The sequence below is a fragment of the Vibrio sp. 2-2(8) genome (assembly GCF_963888495.1).
GTDB lineage: Bacteria > Pseudomonadota > Gammaproteobacteria > Enterobacterales > Vibrionaceae > Vibrio > Vibrio anguillarum.
In genome coordinates this window covers 17,946-33,328 of the sequence record NZ_CAWPJM010000022.1, presented here as the reverse complement: position 1 = coordinate 33,328, position 15,383 = coordinate 17,946, and the positions used below count along the sequence as shown (strand labels likewise).

17 protein-coding genes are annotated in these 15,383 nt (G+C 44.2%); 5 read left to right on the top strand and 12 right to left on the bottom strand.

The annotated features are described in order from the left end of the window. Nucleotide 1 precedes the first annotated feature (1 nt). Together AACV12_RS06595 and AACV12_RS06590 are read right to left on the bottom strand one after the other, a co-directional pair. On the bottom strand, nucleotides 2-298 hold the full coding sequence (locus AACV12_RS06595) for a PTS fructose transporter subunit IIB (RefSeq protein ID WP_017042461.1): 297 nt from the start codon (nucleotides 296-298) through the stop codon (nucleotides 2-4). Nucleotides 299-402: 104 nt separating this feature from the next. Continuing rightward, nucleotides 403-810, bottom strand: coding sequence for a PaaI family thioesterase (locus AACV12_RS06590; protein WP_094165600.1), 408 nt, complete (start codon nucleotides 808-810; stop codon nucleotides 403-405). Between the two features lie 39 nt (nucleotides 811-849). Between AACV12_RS06590 and AACV12_RS06585 the strand changes: the two genes are divergently transcribed. Further along, entirely contained in the window at nucleotides 850-1,128 is a 279-nt protein-coding gene (locus tag AACV12_RS06585) for a DUF134 domain-containing protein (protein WP_026027228.1), read from the top strand. On the opposite strand, the gene nqrM is transcribed toward AACV12_RS06585, so the two are convergent. Further along, entirely contained in the window at nucleotides 1,125-1,328 is a 204-nt protein-coding gene (gene nqrM / locus AACV12_RS06580; RefSeq protein WP_013856966.1) for a (Na+)-NQR maturation NqrM, read from the bottom strand. The genes AACV12_RS06585 and nqrM overlap by 4 nt on opposite strands. After that, the gene (locus tag AACV12_RS06575) at nucleotides 1,328-1,813 is read right to left on the bottom strand and encodes a NifB/NifX family molybdenum-iron cluster-binding protein (protein WP_231140389.1); all 486 of its coding nucleotides are present in this window, start codon (nucleotides 1,811-1,813) and stop codon (nucleotides 1,328-1,330) included. The genes nqrM and AACV12_RS06575 overlap by 1 nt, the downstream gene beginning before the upstream one ends. 551 nt (nucleotides 1,814-2,364) lie before the next feature. On the opposite strand from AACV12_RS06575, the gene mglB reads away from it, so the two are divergent. The 3 genes from mglB (at nucleotide 2,365) to mglC (ending at nucleotide 6,003) form a co-directional block, all read left to right on the top strand. Continuing rightward, nucleotides 2,365-3,339 carry a galactose/glucose ABC transporter substrate-binding protein MglB gene (gene mglB / locus AACV12_RS06570; RefSeq protein ID WP_026027227.1) on the top strand — a complete coding sequence of 325 codons (975 nt, stop codon included), beginning with the start codon at nucleotides 2,365-2,367 and terminating at the stop codon, nucleotides 3,337-3,339. A gap of 137 nt (nucleotides 3,340-3,476) precedes the next feature. After that, nucleotides 3,477-4,985: a galactose/methyl galactoside ABC transporter ATP-binding protein MglA gene (gene mglA / locus AACV12_RS06565; protein ID WP_017046157.1), complete on the top strand. Its 1,509-nt coding sequence runs from the start codon at nucleotides 3,477-3,479 to the stop codon at nucleotides 4,983-4,985. Between the two features lie 10 nt (nucleotides 4,986-4,995). After that, a complete protein-coding gene (gene mglC, locus AACV12_RS06560) occupies nucleotides 4,996-6,003 on the top strand; it encodes a galactose/methyl galactoside ABC transporter permease MglC (protein ID WP_013856962.1) in 1,008 nt (335 codons plus the stop codon). Nucleotides 6,004-6,096: 93 nt separating this feature from the next. Here the strand turns inward: mglC and AACV12_RS06555 are convergent, their stop codons facing one another. Then, a complete protein-coding gene (locus tag AACV12_RS06555; protein WP_170900064.1) occupies nucleotides 6,097-7,029 on the bottom strand; it encodes a LysR family transcriptional regulator in 933 nt (310 codons plus the stop codon). Nucleotides 7,030-7,152: 123 nt separating this feature from the next. Here AACV12_RS06555 and AACV12_RS06550 point away from each other — a divergent pair, with 123 nt between their 5' ends. Further along, nucleotides 7,153-8,244 (top strand): alkene reductase, encoded by a 1,092-nt coding sequence (locus AACV12_RS06550; protein WP_212754875.1) that lies wholly within the window; start codon nucleotides 7,153-7,155, stop codon nucleotides 8,242-8,244. A gap of 104 nt (nucleotides 8,245-8,348) precedes the next feature. Here the strand turns inward: AACV12_RS06550 and AACV12_RS06545 are convergent, their stop codons facing one another. The 7 genes from AACV12_RS06545 to AACV12_RS06515 form a co-directional block, all read right to left on the bottom strand. Continuing rightward, nucleotides 8,349-8,717 carry a diacylglycerol kinase gene (locus AACV12_RS06545; protein ID WP_017046154.1) on the bottom strand — a complete coding sequence of 123 codons (369 nt, stop codon included), beginning with the start codon at nucleotides 8,715-8,717 and terminating at the stop codon, nucleotides 8,349-8,351. A 145-nt stretch (nucleotides 8,718-8,862) separates the two neighbouring features. After that, entirely contained in the window at nucleotides 8,863-10,164 is a 1,302-nt protein-coding gene (locus AACV12_RS06540) for an ATP-binding protein (protein ID WP_170900062.1), read from the bottom strand. A gap of 27 nt (nucleotides 10,165-10,191) precedes the next feature. Continuing rightward, nucleotides 10,192-10,893, bottom strand: coding sequence for a response regulator (locus AACV12_RS06535; protein WP_094147057.1), 702 nt, complete (start codon nucleotides 10,891-10,893; stop codon nucleotides 10,192-10,194). A 140-nt stretch (nucleotides 10,894-11,033) separates the two neighbouring features. Next, entirely contained in the window at nucleotides 11,034-12,560 is a 1,527-nt protein-coding gene (locus AACV12_RS06530) for a tripartite tricarboxylate transporter permease (protein WP_017046152.1), read from the bottom strand. 9 nt (nucleotides 12,561-12,569) lie between these two features. Then, nucleotides 12,570-13,067, bottom strand: a complete 498-nt coding sequence (locus tag AACV12_RS06525; RefSeq protein WP_170900061.1) for a tripartite tricarboxylate transporter TctB family protein — start codon at nucleotides 13,065-13,067, stop codon at nucleotides 12,570-12,572. A gap of 202 nt (nucleotides 13,068-13,269) precedes the next feature. After that, nucleotides 13,270-14,241, bottom strand: a complete 972-nt coding sequence (locus tag AACV12_RS06520) for a tripartite tricarboxylate transporter substrate binding protein (protein ID WP_017047673.1) — start codon at nucleotides 14,239-14,241, stop codon at nucleotides 13,270-13,272. Nucleotides 14,242-14,491: 250 nt separating this feature from the next. Further along, nucleotides 14,492-15,322 carry a hypothetical protein gene (locus AACV12_RS06515; protein WP_170900060.1) on the bottom strand — a complete coding sequence of 277 codons (831 nt, stop codon included), beginning with the start codon at nucleotides 15,320-15,322 and terminating at the stop codon, nucleotides 14,492-14,494. Nucleotides 15,323-15,383 lie beyond the last annotated feature (61 nt).

Below are 15,383 nucleotides of genomic sequence, written 5' to 3'. Positions count from 1 at the left end.
GTTACAAATAACGATCTAAAACAGATTGCACGTTCGTCAACACTTCTTCAATTGACACCTGAACCGTTTTGCAACCAACAAAACGTTCACGCTGTTCAATGTCGATATCTGAAGCGATGAGGATCAGATCCGCGTTGACAATATCTGCCACTGTCAGTGGGTTCTCGACACCCATTGCGCCTTGGGTTTCGACTTTAATTGAGATATTACGCTTATTCGCTTCTTTTTTGAGTGCGTCTGCGGCCATATAGGTGTGCGCGATGCCTGTTGGACAAGCGGTTACTGCGATAATTTTCATAACGAAAGATAATAGAGAAATGATGAGTGAGTATAAGGAGGATGAAAGCGTGACTCAACCGAAGTTTACGCTAAGCCAGCACCCTAATGACTGTAGCACTCAGGCTACTCGGCTTTGCACATAAACTTTGCACTGGCCGTAGAATAGGGAAGCCCATCATAAAAAATGGTGCTGCACAGATAGTAAATGTGACGTTTTTGTTTGATAAGATGCGCTTCGACTTGCAACGGTACATTCAGTGGAATAGGGTGCAGATAACGTACGTTTAGCTCTGCTGTCATCGCATAAATGCACTGTGCAAACAGACAATGTGTCATGGCCGCATCATGTAAGGTGCTGATCAGTCCACCCTGCATGACCCCTTGATAGCCTTGCATCTTTTCTGTTGCTACAATCTGTGCGCATACGCTCCCCGTTTCTGTTTGGTTAAATTGCAGTGCGTGCGTTTCAGAAAAGAACGGGGCACAACACACCGCGCAGTGGCAATGTTGTAGGGGAGGTTGAATGTTCATAAGTTCACCAAACTGTTTTTAAATGATTAGGAGAAGAAAATGGCAAGACCCAAAAAAATTCGTCGTGTTTGTGGTCAAGCGGCGTATGCATGCTTCAAACCCAACGGTGTCAAATTATCTGAATTGAACACAGTAGATTTACTGCCAGAAGAACTTGAAGCGCTGCGTTTGGCTGATAAAGAGGGGCTTAGCCAATTGCAAGCGGCCACGCAGATGGGCATATCGCGACAAACCTTTGGTAATATCGTTAACCAAGCAAGAGCGAAAGTCGCGACTTGCTTGGTGGAAGGTCATGCGTTGATGTTGGTTGAACGCTAACGCTCGTGATCAGGTTCTTGAATTTGATACAACACCTTCTGATGCTCATCACAAACGTCTACGCAGTTACATTCTCTTTCAATATCGATATTTGCTAATCCACCACAACTGCCTTGCAGCGAGCGGCGGCGAAACAAAACACCGATCGCCATCAAGACAATAATGCCAATAAAAAACGCAAAGGTTATAACATAAGTCATTATTTTCCCTCGACAATCGCTTTTACTTTCAGCACTTTCTTCAACGCTTCTATGGTAGTTGGTGACAGCATTCTGGGTGCCAGTTTGTTATGTTTATCCACTTTCTTCGATCCACATTGACTAGCACAACGTTTCTTCGATTTATTGGCTGAAGGCTTGCCAAAAGAGACGTCGGTGACGGGCAGAAGATGGTTTGGATGAAGTGATGTTAATTGGCTGCCTCTTGGTGCGTAATATACCTCAATCTTCTTTTCTAAAATTGCTGCTAACATATTTTGTCCGATATTGCGGACGATAACAGCGTCCACTCTATTCTCTCTTAGCAGTGCAAGTAGCTGTTTTTTGTGGCCACAACTGCCCTCGGTTTTAGTAACGTCAATACGTTGGCTAGTGGCGGTGGTATCGTCCACAATCATCAATTGAGGCGCTTTGGCAAAGTGATTAAAAGGCGAGTTTTGATCACAAGGGATGGCATAAATCATCATGGCTCCTAAAGTTTATCGGGTTCTTGTATTTAAAATACACCTTATTATTGGCATATGCCAATAATAAAAATGACAATTTAAGAGTTCATTAATTAAAAGTCGTGGTGCTGTTTGGTAAATCGAGACCCGATATGGCGTAAAAATGCGCGAATAAATTGCAGGCGTATGTAACAAGCCTCACCTACACTTTGTGAGCGGTCAAATGAAAATTAAATCTATTGCATATTGGAAACTCGTAAGTGTAAACGTTAACAATTGGTGTTTTGAGAGGTATGATCTCTTTCGTGGTGGATCGCACTTTTAAAAAGAGAAATAGGTCTCGATGTTACATTGCGTTACGTATGATTACTTAGTTTTGCAATAGTTATCAAACTATTCACAAGAAACTGCATGAAAATGCGATTTCAAAACTGAAATTTTAACTGGTTCACATTAATTGTTTGTTTTACTACTATACTTTGAAAGGTAAACGTTTTCACTGCTGTTTCTCAGAGTTAACGTTTCTCCCCCTACACAACGTAATAACAACACTAACAAATAGGACTTGTTCAATGAGAAAGTTAACTACTTTAGCCATGCTTGCGGCTGGTATGAGTTTCGGCACTCAAGTCATGGCTGACACAACGATCGGTGTGACCGTTTATAAGTACGATGATAACTTTATGTCAGTTGTTCGCCAAGCAATTGAAAAACAGGCAAATAATGACGGCAATACCAAGGTTTTGATGAATGACTCACAAAACAGCCAATCAATGCAAAATGACCAAGTGGATGTCATGTTGGCTCGTGGCGTGAAAGCACTGGCGATCAACCTTGTCGACCCTGCAGCTGCACCAAGTATTATTCAAAAAGCGAAAATGGATGATGTTCCTATCGTTTTTTACAACAAAGAACCGAGTGCTAAAGCGCTCGCTTCATATGACAAAGCCTATTATGTGGGTACAGATTCAAAAGAGTCGGGCATCATCCAAGGCGATCTCATTGCGCAACACTGGAAAGCCAATCCTGCTTGGGATAAAAACGGTGACGGTGTACTGCAGTATGTAATGCTGAAAGGCGAACCAGGTCACCCAGATGCGGAAGCTCGTACTTCTTATTCTGTGAAAACCATTAACGAAAATGGCATCAAAACAGAAGAGCTACACATGGATACTGGTATGTGGGATACCGCCATGGCAAAAGATAAAATGGATGCTTGGTTATCTGGCCCCAACGGCAGCAAAATCGAAGTCGTGATTGCCAATAATGATGGTATGGCGATGGGTGCGATTGAAGCGTTACGTGGTGCGGGTGCGAAAGTACCAGTATTCGGTGTTGATGCGTTAGCAGAAGCATTAGCATTAGTTAAATCTGGCGACATGGCAGGCACTGTGCTTAATGATGCAGATTCACAAGCGAAAGCGACATTTGAACTTGCACGTAATTTAGCCAACGGCAAAGCTGCAACCGAAGGCACTCAATGGGAAATGGCCAATAAGATTGTTCGTGTTCCTTATGTTGGTGTGGATAAATCGACACTCGAGTAACCTAAAGTTCAAGGGGGAAGTCATTCCCCCTTTACTCCCTAACTTATAGGGTGTTTATACAATCAATAATAAATAATTGCTGATTAAATTTTATTTAATATTGAATGGTATTAATCAAAGAATAAATAAGTGATGCCATGGTAAATCAAGAGCATGAATTTCTGTTAGAAATGACAGGAGTGAGTAAAGAGTTTCCCGGGGTTAAGGCATTAGATAAAGTTAATTTGAAAGTTCGACCACACTCTATTCATGCGTTAATGGGAGAGAATGGTGCAGGTAAGTCGACGCTATTAAAATGCCTTTTTGGAATTTATGATAAAAACGAAGGTGATATTATATTTTTAGGCGAACATGTGAATTTTCAATCGTCTAAGCAAGCTTTGGAAGCGGGTGTTTCCATGGTCCACCAAGAGCTTAACCAAGTATTACAATGTTCTGTAATGGATAATATTTGGCTAGGGCGTTACCCAAAGAAAGGACTCTTTGTCGATCACGATAAAATGTATCGCGATACCAAAGAGATCTTTGATGAACTCGATATTGATATAGACCCGAAAATTAAAGTGGCTAAATTATCGGTATCACAAAGGCAGATGGTCGAAATAGCGAAAGCATTTTCTTACAACGCGCGCATTGTGATCATGGATGAACCCACGTCCTCTTTGACTGAAAAAGAGGTATCGCATCTTTTTACTATCATTAACAAGTTGAAAGAAAAAGGCTGTGGCGTGGTGTACATCTCTCACAAAATGGAAGAAATATTTACTATTTGTGATGAGATAACCATCTTGCGTGATGGGCAATGGGTTGATACGAGGCCGTTGAAAGGGCTCGATATGGACAAAATCATTTCGATGATGGTTGGCCGTGAATTAACACAGCGCTTTCCCACAAAGACCAATGTGCCAAAAGAAATTATCCTCGAAATCAAAAATTTAACAGCACTGAACCAACCCTCTATTCAGGATATTTCGTTTGATCTCAGAGAAGGTGAAATCTTAGGTGTGGCTGGGCTCGTCGGTTCAAGACGCACTGATATTGTGGAAACCATTTTTGGGGTTCGTGAGCGTAGTAACGGCCACATTATCTTACATGGCCGAGAGATGAAAAACCGTGATGCACATGAAGCGATCAATAGTGGTTTTGCGTTGGTGACAGAAGAGCGTCGTTCAACCGGCATTTACAGTAATTTAGATATTACCTTTAACTCTTTGGTTGCCAATGTGGATGAATACAAAACCAAATTAGGTTTACTGAGTAATAAAAAAATGAGGAGTGATACACAGTGGGTAATTGACTCCATGAGTGTAAAAACACCTTCTCATGAAACATCAATCGGTTCTTTGTCTGGTGGTAATCAGCAGAAAGTCATTATTGGCCGTTGGTTGTTAACTCAGCCAGAAATATTAATGCTTGATGAGCCGACTCGGGGTATTGATGTCGGAGCAAAGTTTGAAATTTATCAATTGATATTGGAATTAGCGAAAAAGAATAAAGGGATTATTATTATCTCTTCCGAAATGCCAGAGTTGTTAGGCATTACCGACAGAATATTGGTGATGAGTAATGGCCGAGCTGCGGGAATCGTTAATACTAAAGACACTTCACAGAATGAAATATTAGAGCTGGCCTCTCGTTACCTCTAGGGAAATTATTATGGATTCAGTTAAAACATTTGCAATGAAGCACCTAAAGGAAGGTGCGATCTATGCGGTTCTATTTATTCTTCTGGCAATTATTATTATTCAGGAGCCATCATTTTTAAGTTTACGCAACTTTAGTAATATATTAACGCAATCTTCAGTGCGCGTTATTATTGCATTGGGTGTGGCGGGGCTGATTGTAACGCAAGGAACCGACCTTTCTGCTGGACGTCAAGTGGGTTTAGCCGCTGTAATTTCGGCAACACTTTTACAATCAATTGATAACGTCAACAAAGTATTCCCTAGCATTGGTGACGTGCCGATTGTGGCTGTGATTCTTTGTGTGTGCGCGATCGGCGCGATCATCGGCTTAGTGAACGGTGTGATTGTTGCTTATTTAAAAGTAACGCCGTTTATCGCCACATTAGGCACCATGATCATCGTCTACGGGATTAACTCTCTCTACTACGATTCGGTGGGTGCATCTCCAATTGCAGGTTTTGATGAGCGTTTCTCTTCATTCACTCAAGGTTTTATTCGATTTGGAGATTTTAGGTTTTCGTACATAACCTTCTACGCCATTATCGCGATTATCTTTACATGGATTTTGTGGAATAAGACCGTTTTTGGTAAGAACATTTTCGCGGTCGGTGGTAACCCAGAAGCCGCAAAAGTTTCTGGTGTTAATGTGCCATTGACGCTACTGAAAGTGTATGCTTTATCGGGTGTGTTCTATGCGTTTGGCGGTATGTTGGAAGCTGGCCGTATCGGCAGTGCGACCAATAACCTTGGCTTCCTGTATGAGTTGGATGCGATTGCAGCCTGTGTTGTGGGTGGCGTGTCATTTGCTGGCGGTGTCGGAAGCATTGCGGGTGTGGTCACGGGTGTGCTTATCTTCACTGTGATCAACTATGGTATGACCTACATTGGCGTGAGCCCTTACTGGCAGTACATCATTAAAGGCGGCATTATTATTTTCGCTGTCGCGTTGGACTCAATGAAGTACGCGAATAAGAAATAGCCGCCTAAGAGCAGAAATACAATTTTCGACATTTAATCGCCGAAAATTGTCGAAATAAAATAAACAAAGAGCGCTTTTATCGGCGCTCTTTTGCTATTGCCCAGTAGGAAGCGTACGTTTTTCAAAATAGCGCACAATCTCCTCGATCAATATTTTGATACGTGACGGTTGGTGATCACGATTGGGATAGAGCAGATGCAAGTCCGATCCTGTGGCCAGAGCGTGTGAACTAAAACTTTGCCGATAATCTTCCAAGAGAAGAACGAGTTTCCCAGCATTGAGGTCGGGTTGAATATCGAGTTGTGATTTGAGTGCAATACCTGCGCCTTCGAGTGCCCACTGGCGAATCACTTCGCCATCATTAGACAAACGTGATGGTTTGATCAGAATATCTTGAACGACATCTCCTTTAAGAAAAGACCAACGCGTTAATGATTCACTTTTGCGTAGCATACCCAAGCAAGCATGCTGTTTGAGATCCTCTGGGTGCGTCGGTTGACCATGACACGCTAAATATGCGGGTGAGGCACAAAGAACGCGGCGACTAGTTGCTAATTTTCTGGAAACCAATTGACTATCTTTGAGTGTGCCGTAACGCAATACCAAATCAAGTTTTGTTTCATATATCCCTAACACACTGTCACTAAAGGTAATCTGAGGCACAATTTTAGGATGTCTTGCTAAGAAGGAGTCGAGCAGTGGCAGCAAATGTTGTCGCCCGAGATCTTTGGGTGCTGAAATTTTTATATTGCCTTCCAAGTGTGTTTTCTCGGCGAATAGCGAAGACTCGACTTCAGTGATGTTGGCTAAGGTTTGTAAACATAATGGATAGAAACGTTCGCCGGCTTCCGTCAATGCAATTTTACGTGTGGTTCTTTGCAGCAATTTCACGCCATAGTGGCGTTCAAGCTCTTGCAGTTTTAGTGTGACTGAAGCGGCGGACATATTGATGGCTTTTGCGGCGGCCGCCAACCCTTGTTGCTCAACAATGGCAACAAAGACCTCCATGTTCAATAATTTGTTCATTAAGATTCTATATCGCAGTTATTGTTAAGTAATCCTAAATACTCTTTTTAATTATAGCTAGATTATTTAGTGATTCTTTTGTTATAGCCTATGGATAACAACCCAATACAGAGCGATTGAATGATGAGTAGCTTATTTTCCCCGATACAAATCGGTCCACTTTCTTTGAATAACCGGCTGGTAATGGCCCCGATGACGCGTGCTCGGACAAGTCAACTGGGTAATGTTCCCAACGACATCATGGCGCAATATTATGCTCAGCGAGCGAGTGCTGGTCTGATTATTACTGAAGCAACACAAATATCAGACGATAGCCAAGGATACTCATTTACTCCTGGCATATACACGCCAGAACAAATTGTGGGTTGGCAGCAGGTCACTCAAGCCGTGCATGACCGCGGAGGAAAAATAATGAATCAGCTATGGCATGTAGGGCGAGTATCGCATCCTGTTTTTCAACAAGGTCAAAAGCCGATGGCTCCTTCAGCTATTGCTCCAGTCGATACCAAAGTCTGGATTGCACAGCCGGGGAGTGCCGGTGAGATGATGGAATGCGTTGAACCAAGAGCAATGACATTGCAAGAGATTAACCAAGTGGTACGCGATTTTGCTAATGCTGCACACAATGCGATTGCGGCTGGCTTTGATGGCGTCGAAATTCATGGTGGTAATGGCTATTTGATCGATCAGTTTTTGCGAACCAATTCGAATCATCGCACTGATCAATATGGTGGCAGCAGAGAAAACCGCTTACGTTTTCTTATGGAAGTTGTGAGTGCAATCATTGATAAGGTTGGCGCTGACAAAGTTGGAGTTCGCTTGGCGCCTTACATCACATTTAAAGATATGAACTGCCCAGATATCGTCCCAACGATTTTACAAGCGGCGGAGCAATTACAGAAACTCGGTATTGCGTATCTGCATTTGTCAGAAGCTGATTGGGATGATGCTCCACAAATCCCTGAAGATTTTCGCCGACATTTACGTGAGCTGTTCACCAATACCATTATTGTTGCAGGCCGATATGACGTTGAGCGAGCAAACCAAATCTTGGAAAATGGCTACGCTGACTTAGTCGCATTTGGGCGTCCCTTTATTGCGAATCCAGACTTAGTCGAGCGTTTGAAAATGAACCGTACATTATCGGCATTTGATCCAAGTTGCTTATTTGGTGGAGGTACTAAGGGATATACAGATTATCCAAACCATTCCTAAATCGAGATAGCCAGCAGTCGTTTGTTCTATGATTCTGCTGGCTTTTTTACAACTGGTTGGCCGTTATAAAGCAATGAGCCATTAACGCGCGCCAAAATGATACGCTAAAAGTAATAAGGCCACAGAATAAACATCCATGTGAATGCTGAAAATATCAACGCGATCAGTACGGCAGCTGAACCGATGTCTTTGGCGCGGCCACTGAGTTCGTGCCATTCGCTACCGACGCGGTCAACCACGGCTTCCACTGCGGAATTCATCAACTCCACAATCACAACTAAGACTAAGCAACCAATCATCATGATTTGCTCAATTTTGGTGACAGGCAAAAAGAAAGTAATGGTAATCAACAAAATTGAAGTGACAGTTTCTTGTCGAATAGCGGCTTCGTTTAGCCACGCGGCTTTCAGCCCTTGTATTGAATAACCTGTGGCATAAAACAGACGCTTTATACCCGTACGACCTGGTTTCATAAAATGAACAACCTAATAATGAATAACTATGACAATGGGCATGAGTGAATTACGTGTAGACGTAAAATAGCCTTCGCCCCGCACCCTCATGTTAAAAAAGAGAATCAATGACGTCAGTTCACTGATTCTCTTAAGTGGCCCGATATTAAACGCCCACCACGGGTAGTACAAGAGTAAAGCAAGCGCCTCCGAACACACTTTTAGCCACCGATACTTGGCCGTTGTGGCGTAAAACGATCTGTTTGACGATGGCCAAGCCTAACCCGAAGCCTGATTGTCGCTCTCCACGTGAGAGATCCGCGCTGTAAAAAGCATCAAAAATGAATGGCCAGTGCTGCGGGTCAATCCCTTCTCCATCATCATGGATATCAATTTGCACTGCTTGACCTGCGTTGATCACGGAGGTTTCAACGGCTATTTTGCTTTTGGCGTATTTCTGAGCATTACCCAATAAATTATCCAGAGCTCTTTTGAGAAGGTATGGATCGACTTGTAAAGTGGCGACTTGTGCTAATGGCAGCAACTGGATCTCGACTACGCTGTTGCTACGCCATTTACCTAGTATCGGTTCGAGCCAGTAATTGAGCTGAATTGTCTGCATATTGAGTTCGTTTTCTGGCCTTTCAACTTTCGCGTAGTAAAGAAGTTCATCGACCATCGTTTCCATCTCTTCGGTATCTTCGATGATACTGGCGACTTTCGCCGCTTGTTTTGGTGTCAGAGATTCATCGGCCAACATTTCTGCTTGCCATTGGATCCGAAAGATAGGGGTGCGTAACTCATGAGCCACGGCATTACTCAGCGCTTTATTGCTGAGCACCAAGGCGGAAATTTTGCTTGCCATGTAGTTAAAGCTTTTGTTTAAAGAGCCGACTTTATCGCCGCTTTTGATGGAGGCGCGAGCGGTCAGATCACCAGCGGCAAAGGCTAAGGTCACTTTTTCCAATTCACGCACTCGCCGACTGATGAACCAGATCAGCAACACACAGTACAGTGCAAAGCCGACGACAAGCAGCAAAAGTGAGAGATTATCTGCGAAGAAAATGGCTTGCCTCAGTGGTGATTCTTCATCGGGTTTAAAGCTGTAAATTGGTGAGGTGGACGTAAGGCGCAACCATAAAAAACGGTCATTATCGTAGTAGGTGTAGGCATTGGGGGCGGTGGTAAAGAAAAACGCTCGCACATCCGAGGGTAAGGTCTTTTCAGTATGCGTCTCTATCAGTTGTCGTGTTTTATCGGCATATTCTTTTAGTACATTTAAGGTGTTGGCTTCACCTTCATGCTGATAAATACGAGTGACCAAGTCATGAAATGCTTCAGCTTGATAATCTTCAAGTACGTAATCGTAGTCAGTACCAAGCTGGTAAACGACCAGTTCAATGGTAATGAGTGTCGCTAAAAAAAAGAGCAATAAACCAACAAAAGATTCAACGTAGATACGACGCATACAGGTTTCTTCTAAAATACGTGGTCATTACCACGTGTCTGGTACAAAAAGGTATCCTTTCCCTCGGACCGTAATAATGCGTTTCGGTGTGGAAGAATCATCACCGAGTTTTTTACGCAAAATGACAATCTTGTTATCGACGGTTCTATCAAGCCCATCGTATTCAATCCCGCGTAACGCTTTGGTTAATACATCCCGTGATAGGACTTGATCTGGTGTTGATGCCAGTAGCCACAGCAAGTCGAATTCGCTGTCGGTCATCGCTACGGCCTCACCATTCATTTCACACAGATGTCGAGATTGATTGAGATACAAGGCCCCAAATTCAAGCACGGTTTTCGCGGTTTGAATTGGCTCGTTGTCGACTCTGCGCAGTAGCATACGCATTCTTGCAAGCAAGACGCGTGGTTTAATCGGCTTTGTCACAAAATCATCGGCACCAATTTCCAGTGCTGCAACGTGATCAAAATCGTCATCACTGGCGGTTAGCATCAATATCTTACCGTTGTACATAGGACGGATCTGTCTACAAATTGTCAGCCCATCTTCACCGGGTAGCATTAAATCCAGTAACACGATATCTGGTTGTTGCTCTAAAATGACCGCGCTCGCTTTGGCACCTTCAGCAAGGGCAATGACGCTAATATCTTGACTTTCAAAGTATTCTGTTAACATTTCTCTGAGTTTTAGATCATCTTCAACGATGATTAAAGAGTGTCTATCCGTCATGGAGACTCCTAGATAGGTACGATGAACGACATGACAATCGCTGACATTGGAAAAATTTGAAGTGCATAGTAAAGCAAAGACCCAGCATTTTCGCTAGGTCTTTGTATGGTTGGATGAGTTTCTATTGATACAATCTCTTGTTATTCAACTGCTTTGGTCGGTGAAGAGCGAAGTTTGTTCGCCAGCATCACCACAAGTGGGCTAGTCAACATCACAACTGCAAGCACGGTAAACACGAAAGTGATCGGACGTTCCCACAAGAAGCTTAACTCCCCATCGCTGATCATCAACGCGCGGCGAAGGTTCTCTTCCATTAATCCACCCAAAATAAAGCCAAGCAGCAGTGGTGCCAGCGGGAAGTTGGCTAACCGTAGAGCAATCGCCCCCATCGCGACGATCAACATTACGTAAACATCCATAGTGTTAAACGAAACCAAATAAACACCGGTGATTGAGAAGAACAAAATCATCGGCAGCAATACGGTTCTTGGCACCGCCAATAGCCTTGAAATATATGGAATAAGCGGCAAGTTAAGGATGATCAGTACAATATTACCGAGATACATTGAGATGATGACAGACCAAAAGACATCGGGGTGATCAACAAATAAACGAGGGCCAGGTTGAATGCCGTAAGAGAGCAGGGCTCCAAGCATGATCGCTGTGGTGCCAGAGCCGGGAATGCCGAGTGTCAACAGCGGAACAAAAGATCCGCTAGAGGCGGCGTTATTGGCTGACTCTGGTGCAACAAGCCCACGCAAAGACCCTTTACCGAACTCTTCTTTTTTATCTTTGGGCGCTAAGCTGCGCTCCATACCATAACTCAAAAATGCGGCGATGGTTGCGCCAGCGCCGGGCAACACGCCAGTGAAAAAACCTAAAATGGAAGCACGAATTGAAACGGGAGCCGCTTCTTTAAATTCTGCCTTGGTGATTTTCATACTGCCCAAGTTGCTGATTTTATTCTGTTCATCTGTACGCGTGTCGTTTTCTGGTTTTAAAATACCCATTAATGTCTCGCCTAAAGCGAATGTCGCCATCGCCAGCAAGAGGAAGCTAAAACCGTCCATTAAATCAGTTAAGCCAAAGGTAAAACGTTCCACACCAACGCCTTTATCAATACCAACGGTAGAGAGCATCAAGCCAAGAACAACCATCATCCATGCTTTAAGGACTTGTCCTTTTCCAGCAAAGGCGGCGACCGCCGATAGACCGAGTAGCATCAACGCAAAATAGTCAGAGGATTGAAAACTCAGTGACACGCTGGCCAGTGCAGGCGCTGCGACCAAGAGCATAATCGCTGACAAGGTTCCGCCTGTAAAAGAGGCGTAAGCGGCGATGGCTAACGCTTTACCAGCTTGGCCTTTTTGCGCCATGGGGTAGCCGTCAAACGCGGTGACCACGGTTGCCGAGCATCCGGGAGCATTAATCAAAATGGAGGAAGTGGAGCCGCCAAAAATAGCGCCGTAATAAACGCCGGCCATTAAAATCAAACCTGAAGATGGTTCAAGGCCATAGGTGATCGGGATCATCAACGCGATGGCCGAAATCGGGCCAAGCCCGGGTAACATGCCGATAAAAGTACCGACGAAACAGCCCACAATCACCATGAAGATGTTCATTGGCATCATGGCGGTAGAAAGCCCTTGTAAAATTCCATCTAACATAATCAGTTCCTACCAGAGTGTGAAAATAACGCCGGGCTCAAGGTAGATGTCCAAACCTTGAGTAAGCAGCAGATAAAACGCGATGACAAAGGGAAAAGAAGCACCAAATAACACTGATTTGCGTCTTTCACCTAAAATATAAAAGCCAGCGAGTAGAAAGAAACTGGTGGCCAGTACGAAGCCTAAATAGGTTAGACCAAGTCCGTACAGCGCCATCAACGCTAAAAAACCAATCAACAATTTCCAGTTGAAGTGCAATACCGCGCCGCTTTGTTTATCGGGCTGCCCTAACACCAGCATCAACAAAGAGAGGCCAATTCCAGCGTAAGTCAGCAGAGTCGGCAAGGTTTGGGCGTTAAACGGTTCATATTCATCACCGGGAAACATCGGTATTTGAGTCGTTTGATAGCCGTAGCAAAGGCTAAGAACAAGGAAGATCAACGCGCCAACGCGATCGCGGCACAGTAAATATTCTTTGCTGAAAAATTTGGTTGGCAGATCCGACATATCCAACTCCATGGTAAAAATAGGGGAGAAAAGAGCCGTGTAGCAGCGAGTTAATGAATTGATTAACTAAGGGCAAAGGGATAGGTGTATGGAGGTTTTCCTATTCATATTTGCCTGATAAACAAAGGAGTATTGAGCATAACTGCACACGGCAAAAGTGTTGCTAGCGGGGACAAGGCAAGGAACTGTCCCCTTAGCGACCTTACTTCAGGAAACCGAGCTCACGCATCAGATCACCCATCTCTTTCTCTTGGGCTTCTAAGAAGGCGTAAAACTCTTTATCCGCTTGATAGTTATCGATCCAACCATTACGGTCGCGGACGATTTTCCATTCATCGGTGGTGTACATTTTCGCTAATGCTGCGTTCCACTGATCAATCTTCTCTTGGCTGATCCCAGGAGCTGCGAAGAAGCCGCGCCAGTTAGCAAAGACGGTTGGGTTGCCATAGTCAGTTAATGTTGGAATATTCGGGGCAGATTCCAAACGTTTAGGGGCGGTGATCGCCAAAATTTTCACTTGGCCAGACTTGGACATTTCAAGCACTTCACCTAAGCCTGTTGAAAGCAGTTGTGTTTCACCAGAAAGTAGTGCCGCCATGGCTTTGCCACCCGCGTCATAGGCGATGTAGCGAACTTCTTTTGGATCCAACCCTTGCCCTTTGAAAGCGGCTGCGGCGACTAAGTGATCCATACTGCCACGAGCAGAACCGCCAGCGACTTTCACTTTACGCGGGTTGTCTTTGAAATCGGCAACCGCATCTTCCCACGTTTTGTATTTTGAATCGCCCGCAGCAACGATAGCGCCATAATCAGAAACGGTGGCGGCAATCGGTGTTAAATCGCGGAAGGATTGTGGAAAAACACCGGATAAAGAACGAACAACAATCGGTGTAGAGTTGACCATCAAGGTATCTTCTTGGCGGTCTGCGGTTTCAATTAGGTGTGCAATCGCTTTACCACCACCACCACCGGATAAGTTTTGGTAAGACACATTGCCGACAATGTCGGTTTTCATCAGTACATCACCTGTACCACGAGCCGTCATGTCCCAACCACCACCCGCGCCACCGGGTACTAAAATGTGAAGTTTCTCAATATCAGCGGCGAAGCTGCTAATAGAAAAGGTTGCAGCCAGAATGGATGCAGTGAGGGTTGGTTTGAACTGCTTAAACATATTCACGTTCCTTATGTAGGGCGCATCTTCATCTTTACCTTGGAGCGTTTGTGACTGAATGCTACAGGCGGAGATAGGGTGCTTATCGTTGTTATCATGACTGCATCAATGATCTAATGCAGATACGTTAAGTTAATAACCTGTTACAGGTTTGTCTCTAATGCGTAGATAAAAACAATATAGGGCATAAAAACGTTTTTGTTCATAAAGTTCACGGCGTTATTTTGCTGCGTTGTGTGACGAGTCTTCGCTAGCGTCTTGTCTCACTATCTACGAGCAGTAAACGGGTGTTATTCATTGCAAATTGCGCAGCTGAGGCGTCATTACCTTGTTGAAGTAAGGTCGTGATACTGGGCAGCAGTAAGAAAAAGATCAAAGGTTCGGGATATTGGGCTTGCCATTGATGGCGCTCATCTAACACATGCCCTTCGAAGTAGACGGTGAGTACCACACTGTCCGATGAAAAGTGCGAACCATGGAACCGCCCTAAAGTATGCGTCGAGCCCCATATTGAGCTCAATGGTCGCTCCGATGTGCTTTTAAGATAGAGATCAACGGCTACACTTTGCGATTGAGAACCTTGCGGTTGAGAATGTCGATGAACCGTTAAGCGCTCACCCGAATACTTGCCTTGCTGGAAAGGCAAATAACCTAAGTTGTTCGGTGTTACACGGCCATCGTTTGCACACATTTGAACCGAATCGGACATTTGCTGGCTGCTGTACAATTCACAAGCAAATTGAGCAACAAGTTGCTGTACTGCGCTTTGAAATAAGCGAGCATCAAATGAGTGTTCTTGCTCAAGGTGTAAATTTAATTCAGGAAAAACAATAGGTAACTGGCTTGTTAGCGCGTTGAGGTTATTGATCGTAACCGATTGATTCTGCTCTATTGCCGTGCGAATAATATTTGGGTTGTCTGCCAATGAAAGATCATCTTCAGAATAGATCGCCTCACTCAGTAGTGGGTAGCTGCGCGGATTTTTCGGTTTACTGTTGTAAGCAATGCATCCAGATAAGAGCAACGAGCAGGCGAGAGCGTAACCAAAAGGAGAGTGCGTGATTCTCTTGCAAAGATTCATAAGTGACGGCCGTGTCATCGGTAATGGGTTGCACTGCTTATTCTATCTGCGAAATCGACAC

Coding starts and splice junctions, on each gene's coding strand:
- AACV12_RS06595 (WP_017042461.1), bottom strand. CDS start 298: ATGAAAATTATCGCAGTAACCGCTTGTCCAACAGGCATCGCGCACACC.
- AACV12_RS06590 (WP_094165600.1), bottom strand. CDS start 810: ATGAACATTCAACCTCCCCTACAACATTGCCACTGCGCGGTGTGTTGT.
- AACV12_RS06585 (WP_026027228.1), top strand. CDS start 850: ATGGCAAGACCCAAAAAAATTCGTCGTGTTTGTGGTCAAGCGGCGTAT.
- nqrM (WP_013856966.1), bottom strand. CDS start 1,328: ATGACTTATGTTATAACCTTTGCGTTTTTTATTGGCATTATTGTCTTG.
- AACV12_RS06575 (WP_231140389.1), bottom strand. CDS start 1,813: ATGATGATTTATGCCATCCCTTGTGATCAAAACTCGCCTTTTAATCAC.
- mglB (WP_026027227.1), top strand. CDS start 2,365: ATGAGAAAGTTAACTACTTTAGCCATGCTTGCGGCTGGTATGAGTTTC.
- mglA (WP_017046157.1), top strand. CDS start 3,477: ATGGTAAATCAAGAGCATGAATTTCTGTTAGAAATGACAGGAGTGAGT.
- mglC (WP_013856962.1), top strand. CDS start 4,996: ATGGATTCAGTTAAAACATTTGCAATGAAGCACCTAAAGGAAGGTGCG.
- AACV12_RS06555 (WP_170900064.1), bottom strand. CDS start 7,029: ATGAACAAATTATTGAACATGGAGGTCTTTGTTGCCATTGTTGAGCAA.
- AACV12_RS06550 (WP_212754875.1), top strand. CDS start 7,153: ATGAGTAGCTTATTTTCCCCGATACAAATCGGTCCACTTTCTTTGAAT.
- AACV12_RS06545 (WP_017046154.1), bottom strand. CDS start 8,717: ATGAAACCAGGTCGTACGGGTATAAAGCGTCTGTTTTATGCCACAGGT.
- AACV12_RS06540 (WP_170900062.1), bottom strand. CDS start 10,164: ATGCGTCGTATCTACGTTGAATCTTTTGTTGGTTTATTGCTCTTTTTT.
- AACV12_RS06535 (WP_094147057.1), bottom strand. CDS start 10,893: ATGACGGATAGACACTCTTTAATCATCGTTGAAGATGATCTAAAACTC.
- AACV12_RS06530 (WP_017046152.1), bottom strand. CDS start 12,560: ATGTTAGATGGAATTTTACAAGGGCTTTCTACCGCCATGATGCCAATG.
- AACV12_RS06525 (WP_170900061.1), bottom strand. CDS start 13,067: ATGTCGGATCTGCCAACCAAATTTTTCAGCAAAGAATATTTACTGTGC.
- AACV12_RS06520 (WP_017047673.1), bottom strand. CDS start 14,241: ATGTTTAAGCAGTTCAAACCAACCCTCACTGCATCCATTCTGGCTGCA.
- AACV12_RS06515 (WP_170900060.1), bottom strand. CDS start 15,322: ATGAATCTTTGCAAGAGAATCACGCACTCTCCTTTTGGTTACGCTCTC.